Origin of the sequence: Seohaeicola zhoushanensis, from assembly GCF_014656415.1 — a bacterium.
Taxonomy (GTDB): domain Bacteria; phylum Pseudomonadota; class Alphaproteobacteria; order Rhodobacterales; family Rhodobacteraceae; genus Seohaeicola_A; species Seohaeicola_A zhoushanensis.
In genome coordinates this window covers 216,468-229,378 of the sequence record NZ_BNCJ01000003.1, presented here as the reverse complement: position 1 = coordinate 229,378, position 12,911 = coordinate 216,468, and the positions used below count along the sequence as shown (strand labels likewise).

The following is a 12,911-nucleotide window of genomic DNA, read 5'->3' as shown; positions in this document are numbered from 1 at the left end:
GGGACTCTCCGGCGGGTTGGCTGAGGCCGGGCCGCGAGGGCCCGGCCGTCTTGCTTACTTCATCCTGGCAAACCACAGGCGCGGCTTGTTGTCGGGGAAGAGCGGCATCTCGGACACCGCATCCGTCACCGCCCAGGCCATCGGCTGCTGGTGCAGCGGGACCATGATGTGCTCTTTCTTGACGATGCCCAGTGCCTCGGTCTCAAGCGCCAGGCGCTTGGCGGTGTCGAGTTCGCTGCCCGCGGCCTGCACCAGCTTGTCCAGCTCGGGGAAGGACCAGCCGCCCCAGTTGAACACGCCCGAGTTTCCTTCCTTGGTGTGGAAGATCTGCAGCAGCGGCGAATAGGCGTCGAGCATCGGCAGGGTCGCCCAGCCGAGGATGTAGATATCGGTGGTGCCGCCGGTCCGCTTCGGAGTCTGCACCGCGCGCGGCGCCACGTCGAGCTTGGGCTTGAGGCCGATCCGCGCCCACATCGAGGCGATGGCCTGGCAGAACTGTTCCTCGTTGACTAGTCCGTCGGAGAGACAGTTCAGCTCGAACTCCAGCCCTTCGGGCACGCCGGCCTCGGCCAGCATCGCCTTGGCGGCTTCGGGGTCATACTTGGGCAGCTCGTCCAGTTCCGGCACATAGCCAGGGATGGCCGGGGCCACGGTCGCGCCGGCAATGCGGCTCTTGCCGCGCATCACCTTCTTGTGGATCAGTTCGAGGTCGATCGCCTTGTAGAGCGCCTCGCGCACCTTGACGTTGCCGAAGGGGTTGTCAGCACCGGTCGAGAGTTTGTCGCGGAAGGGGAAGCCGACCATCACGGTGCGCAGGTCGACGCCTTCGAGCACGTTGACGTTTGGCGCGGCCTCGAGGCGCGGCAGGTCCTGCACTGGGGCGTCGTTGGTAAAGCTGATCTCGCCCGAGAGCAGCGCCGCGACGCGGGTGGCGGCCGAGTTCACCGGCAGCAGCTCGAACCCGTCGAGGTTGTGCTGCGGCGTGTCCCACCAGTCGGGGTTCCTGGCGAAGACAGTCTTGGCGTCGGGCTGGCGGCTGACCACGCTGAACGGGCCGGTGCCGTTGGCGTTGTAGGTCGCATAGCCTTCGACGTTGGCGCCGATGTCGGTCGGCTTCAGCGCGTCGTGTTCGGTCATCCATTCCTTGTCGAAGATATGGATGTTGGTGAGGTCGTTCAGCAGCAGTGGATAGGTGCCGTTCAGCGTGATGTCGACGGTATGATCGTCGACCACCTTCGAGGAGACATAGGCCGGCAGGTTGCCTTTCAGCGGCGAGGCGGGATCGCTCACCCGGGTCAGCGAGGCGACGACGTCATCGGCGGTGAAGGGGTTGCCGTTGTGGAACTTGACGCCCTCGCGCAGCTTGAAGCGCCAGGTGATCTTGTCATCGAGGATTTCCCAGCTGGTGGCCAGCGCCGGCTCGATCTTGAGGTCGCGGTTATAGCGCACCAGGCCTTCGTAGACGTGGTTCAGCACGTTGATCGTGAAGCTGTCGCCGTAGGAATAGGGGTCGAGCGATCCGATATCGCGGTTGGCGCCCCATTTGAGCAGGTTCTCCGCATGGGCGGCGCCGGCCAGGGCAGCCAGGGCCGCGGAGGCGAAGAGTATCTTGCGTAGGTTCATGTCGTTCTTCCCTGTCCAGTTTGATCGTATCTCAGAATCACGTGGATCGTATGCGATGCGATAGGGATGCAGAGTCGGATACATAGTTGCAACAAAATTGTATACGATTGACGGAAAAAACTGCGTGCGATATGAGGGGTGCAATGAAATCAGGCGAATAGATATGAGCGACAGCAAGAGCACGCTGACCTCCGCGGTCTACGATCTTCTTCGAAAAGCCATTATAGAACAGGCTCTTAAGCCGGGAATGCGGCTGCCGGAGGACACCGTGGGCGAGCAGTTCGGAGTGAGTCGGACCATCGTGCGGCAGGCCCTGGTGCGGCTCGAGAACGAGGGTTTGGTGGTCACCCGACGCAACCGGGGGGCCTTTGTGGCCGAGCCTTCCAAGGAAGAAGCACAGCAGATTTTCGAGGTTCGCCGCATTCTCGAGATGGAGGTGATCCGGATTCTCTGCGACCGGATCCCGCAAAGTGGATACGATCAGCTGCGCGCTCATGTGCAAAAAGAGCAGGGCGTCCTGGGCCGCGACGGGCCGGTTTCGATCCGGCTCGCCGGCGAGTTCCACATCCTGCTGGCCGAGTTGACCGGGAACGAGGTGCTTGCCCGCTACGTGGCCGAGGTGGTGCTGCGTTGCTCGCTCATCATGTCGCTTTACGCGCGCAGCCATTCCTCGGACTGCGCGGTGGACGAGCACTCGCAGATCATCGACGCCATCGAGGCCGGCGAGGCAGAGCGGGCCATCGGGATCATGACGCATCACCTGGGCGCGGTGCAGGGCAGGGCGGAACTGGCCGCGCAGCCCGACAGCATTCGCGCCATCCTGTCGCACTACGGAAGGGAACTTGTCCAATGAGCCATCACGCGCTGGATTTCGAGGCGATCACGCCGCGTGAGGCTTACAAGGTGATGATCGGCACCATCGTGCCGCGCCCGATCGCCTGGGTGACGACAGTGTCGCCCGAAGGCGTGGTGAACGCCGCACCCTATTCCTTCTTCAATTGCCTCTCGGCCGATCCGCCGATCCTGGCGCTGGGGGTCGAGAACAAGCCGGACCGCAGCTTCAAGGACACTGCCTACAACATCCGGATGACCGAGTGCTTCACCGTGAACATCGTTGACCGGGCCAATGTCGAGGCGATGGCCGCCACCGCCGCAGCCTTTCCGCGCGGGGTCGACGAGCTGGAGATGGCGGGCCTGACCGCGGCGCCGGGCGAGCGGGTGATCTGCCCGAGGATCGCCGAGGCCCCGGTGGCTTTCGAGTGCCGCCGCTACCTCGGTATCGCGGTCAGCTCGGCGCGCGAGATCATCCTGGGGCGGATCGTCATGGCGCACGTTCGCGAGGATGTCATCGACCTCGGGACGTATTATTCCGACCATGCCAAGCTCGACGCAATCGGGCGGATGGGCGGGAACGGCTATGCCGGGACGCTCGATTATTTCGACCTGCCGACGCCCAGTGTCGACCAGGTGCTCGCCGCGCGGCCGCGGTTGCGCGCCGATCAGGACGGCTGAAGGGCGGTTTTCGGCCTCCTGATTCTCGCAGTTCCAGTGCCGCTGTGGCCGTTCTGGCCCCGTGGCTCTGTCCGGTTCTGACGCCCGAAAATCCTGAAATACCCGCGTTCATGCAGCTTTTCCTGCGGGGAAGGCCCTGTCCGCGTGCCATCCGGGAAGAATTCCACGGCCTTGCGGCCCGGCGTTTTCACGCGCCCGGGCAGAGTCCTGTTGACTCGTCGCAATACCTTGTTTCAATATTGTATCACTTGTTATCGAGAGTGAAACAAGAAAAATCCGGGGAGGATGACCTGATGAAAAGAATTCTGCTGAGCGCGGCCCTGGCCTGCGTTCTGCCGGTTGCCGGCATGGCCCAGGACGTGACGATCAAGATGGGCCACGCGGCCTCTTCCAAGCACATCTTCCAGCAGGGGCTGGAGATCTTCGCGGGCAAGGTTGCCGAGAAGACCGGCGGGCGCGTTGCGATCGAGGTTTATGGCGACCGTCAGCTGGGCGACGACAAGGAACTGCTTGAAGGGCTGCAGATCGGCCTGATCGACGGCGCGCTGGTCTCGTCGCCGACGTTGCCGCTGGTGCTGGGTGCGGCGGGCTTCGATGCGCTGCAGCTGCCCTTCGTGGTGAGCAGCTATGAGCAGCTCTCGGGCGTGCTGACCTCGGATCTGGGCAACCGCCTGCTGGCGACGCTGGATGACAAGTCGATCAAGGGTCTGGGCTTTGTCGAGGCCGGTCAGCGCCACTTCCTGGCGGCGGGCAGCGCGGTCGAGAAGACCGCCGATTTCGCCGGTCTGAAGACGCGGATCGTGCCGATCCCGCTGCACAAGGCGATCTGGACGGCCATCGGGGTCAACCCGGTTGGCATGGCCTATGGCGAGGTCTATTCGGCGCTCGAGACCAAGACCATCGACGCGGTCGAGATCAACCTCTCGTCGATCCAGTCGGAAAGCCTTTTCGACGCGGCCAAGCAGGTGACGATGACCGGGCATTACTTCTGGCCGGGGGTCATCATGATGTCGGGCGCGGCCTGGGACAAGCTGTCGGAAGAAGACCGCGCCGCCGTTGCCGCCGCCGGGCAGGAAACGACCGCCGAGGCCTATGCGCTGGCGGCCAAGCAGGAAGCCGATACCGCGGCTTTCCTGAAGGAGAAGGGCGTGACCATCTCCACCCTGCAGGATCTGGACGCGATGAAGGAAAAGACCGCTGGCGTGGTCACCGAGTGGACCGCCAAGGACCCGCTGATCGCCGAGTTCGTAGCCGCCTTCGGAACGGGGGGCTGAGCATGGGCTCGACCAACGTCTACCGCTGGACCGAACTGCCACGAGAGGATGTGCGGCCGGGCGTGTCGCGCACCGCCTTCCGGGGCGACGGGGCGCTGATGGTGATGAACTGGCTGGAACCGGGAATGGAGAAGAAGCCCCATTCCCATCCCTTCGAGCAGCTCGCCTATATCCTGCAGGGGCGTGTCCGCTTCGAGATCGGCGACGATGTCGTCGAGGTCGGGCCAGGCGAGGTCGTGCGCATTCCTCCGGACGTCGTCCACTGCGGCGAAGTGGTGGGCGACGAGACGGCGGTGAACCTCGACGTCTTCGGCCCGCCGCGCGCCGACTACCTGCATCTGACGGCCTACCAGGAAAACGACTTCTCCTGACGCCGTGGCGGCATCCTTCGGGCGTGCCGCTCCCCCTTCTGCAACCGCAGCGCCCAGGCGCCGGCGTATCAGCGCCGGGCCACGGGTGAGTTGCGGCCCAAACTCCGCGCCGGGCGCGGAAGCAAGGAACCCGACATGACGACCGCCATGTCTCTACAAAGGCCCTTCCGGCTGGTGCTGCGCTGGTTTCTGACCACGCTGGTCGGCGCGCTGCTGGTCCTGATGACGACGCAGATCGTGCTGCGCTACGGTTTCAACGCCTCGCTGCTCTGGGCCGAGGAAGTCTGCCGCTACATGCTGATCTGGCTGGCCTTCCTGGCGCTGGTCATGGCCTTCGAGCGGGGCGAGATCGCGGCGCTGGGCTTCCTCGCCGAGGCGCTGCCGCGGGTGCCGGGCCTGTTGCTGGCGATCTTCGGGGCAGGGCTGTCGCTGATGCTCTGCCTGCTGCTCGCCTGGTATGGCTGGATCTATGCCGAGCGCGCGGGAAATGCGCCGATTCCGGCGGCGGGGTTCATTCTCGAAAGCCTGTTCGGGGCCGAGGCGCCGCCGACGCCGGGGCGGTTCTGGGTCTATGTCGCGCTGCCCGTGGGCATGGTGCTGCTGTCGCTGCGCCTGGCCGGGGACATCGTCAACTGCCTGGTGGCCATCGGCAGCGGCCGCTCGCTGGGCGAGGTCTTTGCCCGAGTTATCACGGAGATGGTGGAATGACGCTCTATCTCGTCGCCTTCGTGCTCTGCCTGATCCTCGGCATACCGGTCGCCTTCTCGCTGGGCCTGGCCTCGGTCGCCTATCTCTTCGTCAACGACCAGTGGCACCTGATGATCGGCTTTCCGCAGAAGATGCTGGCCGGGATCGACAACTTCGTGCTGCTGACGATCCCCTTCTTCATCCTTGCCGGGAACCTGATGAACTCGGCCGACCTGACGCGCCAGATCGTGCGCCTGGCGCAGATGGTGGTGGGGCGGGTGCGCGGCGGGCTGGCCGTGGTCAACGTGGTGGCCTCGATGATGTTCTCGGGCGTCTCAGGCGCGGCCACCGCCGAGGCCTCGGCCATCGGGTCGGTGATGATCCCGGCGATGCGGCGCGATGGCTACAGCGCGGCCTATGCCGCCGCGCTGACCGCCGCCGGCTCGATCCTCGGGCCGCTGGTGCCGCCTTCTCTGTCGCTGATCCTGTATGGTGTGCTGACCAGCACCTCGATTGCCGACCTGTTCCTGGCCGGTATCGTGCCCGCCTTCGCGCTGTGCGGGCTGCTGATCGTCTATGCGCTGTGGCGCGCCCGCGTCGAGGACCACCCGCTGCCGCCGATGGTGCCGCGCGAGGAGCGGGGCGAGGTGGCGCTCAAGGCGCTGCCCGCGCTGTTCCTGCCGGTCATCATCGTCGGCGGCATCCGCACCGGGGTCTTCACGCCGACCGAGGCCGCCGCCGTCGCCGCGCTCTATGCGCTGGTGATCGGTTGGCTGCTTTACCGCACGCTGGACCGGCGCAAGATCGCGCGGGCCTTCTACGACACCGCCACCATGACCGCCGGGGTGATGCTGATTGTCGCCATGGCCTCGATGACGGCCTTCATCTTGGGGATCGAGAACATTCCGCGCTCGATCGCCGCTGGCCTGCGCGGGATCAGCGAACAGCCCTGGGTGCTGATCATCCTGCTGAACCTCGTGCTGCTGGTGCTGGGGCTGTTCCTCGAACCGCTGGCGGCGCTGGTTCTGGCCATGCCGATCCTGAACGAGGTCTATCCGCTGCTGGAAATGAACTCGGTCCATTTCGGGGTGATGGTGGTGCTGAACCTGATGATCGGGATGATCACGCCGCCTGTCGGTCTCTGCCTGTTCATCGTCGCGGCGATCAGCAAGGAACCGCTCGAGCGCGTCGCCCTCGCCATCCTGCCGATGATCGGGATCTGCCTTGTGGTGCTGCTGCTGGTGGCCTTCGTGCCGGCGCTGACCCTGACCCTTCCCGCAATTCTCGGAGGCTGACATGAACGACACGAGCAATTCCAACACCACCAACCAGTCGACCGTGGCGGCCTTCCGGATCCTCGAGGAAATGGCGACCCATGCCGAGCCGTCGCGGGTGACGGACCTTGCCAATGCGCTGGAGATGCCGCGGGCGCGGATCTACCGCTATCTCCAGACGCTGGTGTCGCTGGGCTATGTCCGGCAGGACCCGGTGACCGAACGCTACCGTCTGACGCTGAAACTGTTCCACCTTGGGCAGGCCATCGCGGATGCGACGCAACTGACCAGCGTGGCACGGCCGATCATGGCGGCGCTGCGCGATGCCATCGGGCAGACGGTGACGCTGTCGCTGCCGGAACCCGAGGGCATGCGCGTGATGGATATCGTGCGCATCGAGACGCCGGTGCAGATCGTGACCCGGCCCGGCGCGCTGCTGCCGTTCCGCACCTCGGCCCAGGGCAAGCTGGCGTTGGCCTTCGGCCGGCCCGAGCTGCTGGCCCAGGTCGACGTGGGCGAGTTGCCCGAGCGCCTTGCGCAGGAGGTCGCCAAGGCGCGCGAGACCGGCTGGGCGGTGGCGCCGGAGGAAGCCTTGCCCGGCGTGAACGCGATTTCCGCGCCGATCTTCGACATAGAGGGCCGTTTTGCCGCCACGATCACCATCGTCGGCTCGGTCCAGGACATCAAACCGGAACCGGCGGAGGCCTTCGTGGCCGCCGTCACGAGGGCGGCACGCGAGATCACCGCCGACCTCGGCTGCATGGAGTACCCCGTATGACCCGATATTCCCTAGCCATCGACATCGGAGGCACCTTCACGGATGCCGTCCTGCTCGCCTCGGATGGGCGCAGCTATGTCGACAAGACGCTGACGACGCACAACAACCTGCTCGAAGGGTTCTTCCGCGGCGTCGACCTTGTCACCGGCCGCGCCGGCATCGCGCCGCAGGATGTCGATGACGTTGTCGTCCATGCCACCACGGTGGTGACCAACGCCCTGATCGAGCGCAAAGGCCCGCCGGTGGCGCTGCTGCTGACCGAGGGGTTCCGCGACGTGCTCTACATCCGGGACGAGCACCGTTACGACATGTATGACCCGCAGATCGAGTTCGCCGAGCCGCTGATCCCGGCGGAACGTACCTTCACCCTTGCCGAGCGCACCTTCGCCGACGGCACCGTGGGCAAGGGCGTCGACCGGGACGAGGTGCTCGAGGTCATCGCCCAGTGCCGCGCCAAGGGCGTGGTTTCGGTGGCGGTCTGCTTCCTGAACGCCTATCGCAACGGCGCCAACGAGGAGGAGGTGCGCCGCATCTTCGCCGAGGAGGCGCCCGAGATCTATGTCTCGCTCTCGTCGGTGATCGCGCCGCAGATGCGCGAATACCTTCGCGCCTCCACCGTGGCGATCAACGCCTATACCGTGCCGATCACGCGGCCCTACCTGACCGCGCTGATCGAGGAACTGAAGGCGCGCGGCTTCAAGCAACAGCCGCTGATCATGCTGTCCAACGGCGGGGTGATCGGGGCCGAGCGCGCCAGCACCATGCCGGTGCGCATGATCGAGAGCGGGCCCGCGGCGGGGGCGCTGGTGGCCTGCTACTTCTCGCGCATCTTCGGCATTCCGGACCTGATTTCCTTCGACATGGGCGGCACCACCGCCAAGGCCTGCATGGTGCAGAACCATGAACCGCTGGTCACCGGCACCTTCGAGGTCGACCGCCGCTATCGCTTCAAGCCGGGGTCGGGCATGCCGATCACCGTGCCCTCGATCGACATGATCGAGATCGGCGCAGGGGGCGGCTCGATTGCCTCTGTCGACAGTCTGGGCCTGCTCAAGATCGGCCCCGAGAGCGCGGGCTCGATGCCCGGCCCGGTCAGCTATGGGCGCGGTGGCACCGACCCCTGCGTCACCGACGCCGACCTTGTGCTGGGCGTTCTGGCGGCGGATCGCTTCCTGGGCGGCGACATGAAGCTCGACCTGGCCGGGGCGCAGGCGGCCTATGACAGGCTGGGCAAGGAACTCGGCCTGCCGCGCGAACAGGCGGCCTGGGGGGTCTTCGAGGTGGTCTGCGAACAGATGGCCGGGGCGACCCGGACCCATGCCACCGAGCGCGGCATCGACTATCGCGGGTTGCCGCTGCTGGCCTTCGGCGGCGCCGGGCCGGTGCATGCCTGCATGGTCGGCGAACTGACCGAGAGCCCCAAGGTGATCTATCCGCCGTTGGCCTCGGTGCTCTCGGCCTTTGGAACCTTGGTGACCCCGGCGCAGATGGACCTGGTGCGCAGCCATGTCTCGACGCTGGAGGGCCTCGACTGGGACGCGGTGGGCCGGATGCTCGACAGCATGATCGAGGAAGGCTCGACCGCGCTGGGCGAGGCCGGTATTCGCGAGGAGGACTATACCTTCGCCCATGCGGTCGAGATGCGCTATCTCGGCCAGCAGTCCGAAGTGCGCATCGACCTGCCCGAGGACCCGCGCAAGACCCGCTGCATCGAAGAGATCACCAGCCTGTTCGAAGCGGAATACCACCGACAGTACGGCCTCAAGCTCGACGGAATGGCGATCGAGGTGGTCAACTGGCTGGTCACCGCCTCGGGGCGGCAGCCGGATCGGTCCGCCTCGCGCAGCGAGGGCGGGCAGGGCGGCCGGGGCGAGGAAACGCGCCCGGTCTACATCCGGGGCGTCGCGCAGGATGTCGCGGTCTGGCAGCGCAATGCGATCACCGACCGCGACCGCATCATGGGACCGGTGATCATCGAGGAACGCGAAACGACGATCTTCGTCCTGGAGGGCTGGGTTGTGACAAAGCACGAGAGCGGCAGCCTTGTGGCCGAAAAGACGGGAGAGAAGTGATGGACGGCGTCGAACTGCAAATCCTCTGGAGCAACCTGATCGGGATCGTCAGCGAACAGGCCCGCGCGCTCCAGCGCATCGCCTTCAGCCCCATCGTCCGCGAGGCGGGCGACCTGGCGAACGGGCTTTTCGATGAAAAGGCCCGCATGGTGGCTCAGGCGGTGACCGGCACGCCCGGTCACATCAACTCGCTTGCCGCCGCCGCGCGCAACCTGCTCGACAATTGCGACGCCGAGAACCTGAAGCCCGGCGACGTGCTGATCACCAACGATCCCTGGATGTCGGCAGGCCATTTCTTCGACATCACAGTGCTTTCGCCCATCTTCCGGGGAGAGCGGATCATCGGCTATGCCGGATCGACCATCCACCATTCCGACATCGGCGGCTATGGCATCGGCTCGGGCGCGCGGGACATCCACGAAGAGGGCCTCTGGATCCCGACCATGAAGCTTTACGAGGAAGGCCGCCCGAACGAGACGCTGTTCCAGATCATCCGCCGCAACGTGCGCACGCCCGATGCGCTGATGGGTGACCTCGGGGCGCAGGTCTCGTCCGGCATGATCGCCTCGGAGCGGCTGAACGCGCTCTGCGACCGCTACGGCCTCGACGATATCTCGGAGCTGTCGGAAGAGATCATCACCCGATCGGAAAAGGCGACGCGGGACGCGATCCGCAAGCTGCCGGGCGGCACCTATCATGGCAGTTCGACCTTCGACGTGCCGGGCGGGCAGGTCATCACGCTGCAGACGGCAGTGACGGTCGACAGCGACAAGGGCGAGATTCTGATCGATTTCGAGGGATCCTCGGGCCCCTCGTCCATGGGGATCAACGTGGTGCCGGCCTATACTCATGCCTATGCGACCTTCGCGGTGCGCTCCTCGCTGAACCCGGAGCTGCCCAACAACGCCGGCAGCCTGGCGCCGATTCGGCTGAAGCTGCCCGAGGACTGCGTGGTCAACGCCAAGTATCCCTCGCCGGTGAACGCGCGGCATGTGGTGGGCATGTATGTGCCCTTCCCGATCCTCAAGGCGCTGGCGCAGGTGGTGCCCGAGAGCGTGGTGGCCGAAGGCTCGGGCGCGGTCTGGACCATCCAGATACAGGGCAAGGACCGCGACGGGCGGCCCTTCACCTCGTCGATGTTCAACTATTCGGGCGGCATGGGTGCGCGGGCGACCAAGCCCGGCATCTCGGCGGTCTGCTATCCCACCGGGGTTTCGGCGGTGCCGGTCGAGGTGCTCGAGGCCTCCTATCCCATCGCCTTCACCTGCAAGGAGCTGGCGCATGGCACCGGCGGGGCAGGCAAGCAGCCGGGCGGCGATGGCCAGCGGATCGGCTACAAGATGCGGACGGGGCGGACCTGGTTGCTGAACACCATCCCTTCGCGGCTGGTGGCGGGGCCGGAGGGGCTGCTCGGCGGCGGCGACGGCAAGCCCGGCGTGTTCCAGATCAACGGCGAGGCGGTCGAGGATACCCGCAAGCGCGAGATGCAGCCCGATGACGAGGTCTTCATGATAACGCCGGGCGGCGGCGGTTACGGGGCGGCGGGATGAGCTTTCGCGCCGATTTCGCCCGGCGGCTGCGGGCGCGCGAGCCGCTGGCCGGGACCTTCGTGAAATCGCGGGATCCGGCGGTGGTGGAGATCCTGGGCCATGCCGGCTATGACTTCGCGGTGCTTGACGCCGAGCACGTGGCCTTTGGCCGTGCCGATATCGCGGCGATGGCCGTGGCTTCGCGGGCGGCGCGGCTGCCGCTGGTGGTGCGCGTGCCCGAGGCCGGCGGCCCCTGGATCGCCACCGCGCTGGATGCGGGGGCGGCGGGGGTGATGGTGCCGCAGGTGGGTGACACCGACACTGCCGCGCGGCTGGTCCGCGCGGTGCGCCATGGCGCCGGGGGGCTGGGGTTCTCGCCCTCGGTGCCCGGTGCCGACTATGGCGCGCGGGGCGTCGCAGGGCATCTGGCGCAGCACCCGCTGGAGACGGTGCTGATCTGCCAGATCGAAGACCCCGAGGCCGTGGCCCGTGCGGAAGCCATTGCGGCGGTCGACGGGGTGGACGGGCTGCTGGTCGGCCCGGTCGACCTTGCGGTTGCCGCCGGGCTGAGCGATCCGCAGAATCCTTCGGTCGCGCAGATGTCCGAGACGACCGCGAGGGCCGCCGCCGCGCAGGGCAAGGCCGCGGGCCTGTTCATCGGCGACCCGGCCTCGGCCGCGCACTGGCGGGCGCGGGGCGTGACGCTTTTCGTCCACGGCAGCGACCAGGCGCTGATGGCGCAGGCAGCGCGGGCGGGGCTTGCGGCCATGCGGAAGGGCTGGTCGGCGGGGTGAATGCGGATCAGGCCCCGTCGTCCCGTTTCGGCGCATGGACGAACAGGCTTTTCGCCGCATCGGTCCGGAAGAAGTCGGAGCAGCAGCGCGCGAAGGTTTCGGCATTGCGACCCAGCCGGCCGCCCTTGCGCGTCGCCAGCACGATCCGGGGCACGTAGTGCTGCGGCAGGATCGGGCGGCAGACCACTTCGAGGCCGGAATAGGTCGTGTCGGTGGCGGGCTTGATGTTGAGCACCGCCACGCCGAGGTTCGCGGCCGCCGCGCTGCGCACCATCTCGAAGGAGGCGACCCTGCGGATATTGCGCGGGCGCAACCCGGCGCGCTCGAACAGGCCAATGGCATAGCGGCTGGACTGCGGCAGGTTCAGCAGCAGCAGCGGCCGGTCGATCAATTCCTCCAGCGAAATGCTTTCGTTCTGCGCAAGCGGGTCGTTTGCGGCAATCACCGCGTGCGGCGGGGCCTCGGCCAGGAATTCCAGTTCGAAGTCGGCGGGCATCCCGTTGTCGTAGGACAGCAGCAGGTCAACCAGCCCTGACCTGAGGTGATCCTGGATCGTGATCATGTCGCCCTCGACCAGGTTCACCACGACGCCGGGATGCTGGTCCTGCATGGTGCGGATGACCTGCGGCAGAATGTTCGGCGAGAGCGAACTGAAGCAGGCGACGTCGACATTGCCCTCAAGCCGGTCGCCTTCGGTGGTCAGATCGCCCTGGAACGCCCGTACCTCGTCAAGCAGCCGGATCGTGCGCTCGATGGCGCGCTTGCCCTCGGTTGTCAGCATGAGGCCACTCGCGCGCTGACGCACGAAGACCTGGATTGCGAATTCCTCTTCGAACTTGTCGATCGCCATGAAGATCGAGGAGGAGGACACGTTCATGCTCCGCGCCGCGCCCGAGACCGAACCGGCACGGGCGGCGGCGAGGAGATATTCGAGCTGGCGCAGGGAAATATTCATACAATGGATGTATATGCGTTACTCAAAAATAGCAATTTATGT

The 12,911-nt window shown here is 66.2% G+C and carries 12 protein-coding genes; 10 read left to right on the top strand and 2 right to left on the bottom strand.

The window, feature by feature from the left end; genetic code table 11:
• Nucleotides 1–54 precede the first annotated feature (54 nt).
• Nucleotides 55–1,623 carry an ABC transporter substrate-binding protein gene (locus IE266_RS08760; protein ID WP_189679686.1) on the bottom strand — a complete coding sequence of 523 codons (1,569 nt, stop codon included), beginning with the start codon at nucleotides 1,621–1,623 and terminating at the stop codon, nucleotides 55–57.
• Nucleotides 1,624–1,786: 163 nt separating this feature from the next.
• Between IE266_RS08760 and IE266_RS08755 the strand changes: the two genes are divergently transcribed.
• The 10 genes from IE266_RS08755 to IE266_RS08710 all read left to right on the top strand — a co-directional run bounded on the left by IE266_RS08755 (nucleotide 1,787) and on the right by IE266_RS08710 (nucleotide 11,914).
• On the top strand, nucleotides 1,787–2,476 hold the full coding sequence (locus IE266_RS08755) for a GntR family transcriptional regulator (protein WP_189679685.1): 690 nt from the start codon (nucleotides 1,787–1,789) through the stop codon (nucleotides 2,474–2,476).
• The gene (locus IE266_RS08750) at nucleotides 2,473–3,135 is read left to right on the top strand and encodes a flavin reductase family protein (RefSeq protein WP_189679684.1); all 663 of its coding nucleotides are present in this window, start codon (nucleotides 2,473–2,475) and stop codon (nucleotides 3,133–3,135) included. The genes IE266_RS08755 and IE266_RS08750 overlap by 4 nt, the downstream gene beginning before the upstream one ends.
• Before the next feature lie 293 nt (nucleotides 3,136–3,428).
• The gene (locus IE266_RS08745) at nucleotides 3,429–4,409 is read left to right on the top strand and encodes a TRAP transporter substrate-binding protein (RefSeq protein WP_189679683.1); all 981 of its coding nucleotides are present in this window, start codon (nucleotides 3,429–3,431) and stop codon (nucleotides 4,407–4,409) included.
• Nucleotides 4,410–4,411: 2 nt separating this feature from the next.
• The gene (locus IE266_RS08740; protein WP_189679682.1) at nucleotides 4,412–4,780 is read left to right on the top strand and encodes a cupin domain-containing protein; all 369 of its coding nucleotides are present in this window, start codon (nucleotides 4,412–4,414) and stop codon (nucleotides 4,778–4,780) included.
• Nucleotides 4,781–4,915: 135 nt separating this feature from the next.
• Complete coding sequence (locus IE266_RS08735) at nucleotides 4,916–5,488, top strand: TRAP transporter small permease (protein ID WP_189679681.1); 573 nt, start codon at nucleotides 4,916–4,918, stop codon at nucleotides 5,486–5,488.
• The gene (locus IE266_RS08730) at nucleotides 5,485–6,762 is read left to right on the top strand and encodes a TRAP transporter large permease (RefSeq protein WP_189679680.1); all 1,278 of its coding nucleotides are present in this window, start codon (nucleotides 5,485–5,487) and stop codon (nucleotides 6,760–6,762) included. Before IE266_RS08735 ends, IE266_RS08730 begins: the two co-directional genes overlap by 4 nt.
• Before the next feature lies 1 nt (nucleotide 6,763).
• Complete coding sequence (locus IE266_RS08725; RefSeq protein ID WP_189679679.1) at nucleotides 6,764–7,519, top strand: IclR family transcriptional regulator; 756 nt, start codon at nucleotides 6,764–6,766, stop codon at nucleotides 7,517–7,519.
• Complete coding sequence (locus IE266_RS08720; protein WP_189679678.1) at nucleotides 7,516–9,591, top strand: hydantoinase/oxoprolinase family protein; 2,076 nt, start codon at nucleotides 7,516–7,518, stop codon at nucleotides 9,589–9,591. The genes IE266_RS08725 and IE266_RS08720 overlap by 4 nt, the downstream gene beginning before the upstream one ends.
• The gene (locus IE266_RS08715) at nucleotides 9,591–11,141 is read left to right on the top strand and encodes a hydantoinase B/oxoprolinase family protein (protein WP_189679677.1); all 1,551 of its coding nucleotides are present in this window, start codon (nucleotides 9,591–9,593) and stop codon (nucleotides 11,139–11,141) included. The genes IE266_RS08720 and IE266_RS08715 overlap by 1 nt, the downstream gene beginning before the upstream one ends.
• Nucleotides 11,138–11,914 carry an HpcH/HpaI aldolase family protein gene (locus IE266_RS08710; RefSeq protein WP_189679676.1) on the top strand — a complete coding sequence of 259 codons (777 nt, stop codon included), beginning with the start codon at nucleotides 11,138–11,140 and terminating at the stop codon, nucleotides 11,912–11,914. The genes IE266_RS08715 and IE266_RS08710 overlap by 4 nt, the downstream gene beginning before the upstream one ends.
• 7 nt (nucleotides 11,915–11,921) lie before the next feature.
• Here the strand turns inward: IE266_RS08710 and IE266_RS08705 are convergent, their stop codons facing one another.
• Nucleotides 11,922–12,869, bottom strand: a complete 948-nt coding sequence (locus IE266_RS08705; protein ID WP_189679675.1) for a LysR family transcriptional regulator — start codon at nucleotides 12,867–12,869, stop codon at nucleotides 11,922–11,924.
• Nucleotides 12,870–12,911 lie beyond the last annotated feature (42 nt).

Excerpts from the sequence above, each read along its gene's own strand:
- IE266_RS08760 (WP_189679686.1), bottom strand. The coding sequence starts at position 1,623 with ATGAACCTACGCAAGATACTCTTCGCCTCCGCGGCCCTGGCTGCCCTG.
- IE266_RS08755 (WP_189679685.1), top strand. The coding sequence starts at position 1,787 with ATGAGCGACAGCAAGAGCACGCTGACCTCCGCGGTCTACGATCTTCTT.
- IE266_RS08750 (WP_189679684.1), top strand. The coding sequence starts at position 2,473 with ATGAGCCATCACGCGCTGGATTTCGAGGCGATCACGCCGCGTGAGGCT.
- IE266_RS08745 (WP_189679683.1), top strand. The coding sequence starts at position 3,429 with ATGAAAAGAATTCTGCTGAGCGCGGCCCTGGCCTGCGTTCTGCCGGTT.
- IE266_RS08740 (WP_189679682.1), top strand. The coding sequence starts at position 4,412 with ATGGGCTCGACCAACGTCTACCGCTGGACCGAACTGCCACGAGAGGAT.
- IE266_RS08735 (WP_189679681.1), top strand. The coding sequence starts at position 4,916 with ATGACGACCGCCATGTCTCTACAAAGGCCCTTCCGGCTGGTGCTGCGC.
- IE266_RS08730 (WP_189679680.1), top strand. The coding sequence starts at position 5,485 with ATGACGCTCTATCTCGTCGCCTTCGTGCTCTGCCTGATCCTCGGCATA.
- IE266_RS08725 (WP_189679679.1), top strand. The coding sequence starts at position 6,764 with ATGAACGACACGAGCAATTCCAACACCACCAACCAGTCGACCGTGGCG.
- IE266_RS08720 (WP_189679678.1), top strand. The coding sequence starts at position 7,516 with ATGACCCGATATTCCCTAGCCATCGACATCGGAGGCACCTTCACGGAT.
- IE266_RS08715 (WP_189679677.1), top strand. The coding sequence starts at position 9,591 with ATGGACGGCGTCGAACTGCAAATCCTCTGGAGCAACCTGATCGGGATC.
- IE266_RS08710 (WP_189679676.1), top strand. The coding sequence starts at position 11,138 with ATGAGCTTTCGCGCCGATTTCGCCCGGCGGCTGCGGGCGCGCGAGCCG.
- IE266_RS08705 (WP_189679675.1), bottom strand. The coding sequence starts at position 12,869 with ATGAATATTTCCCTGCGCCAGCTCGAATATCTCCTCGCCGCCGCCCGT.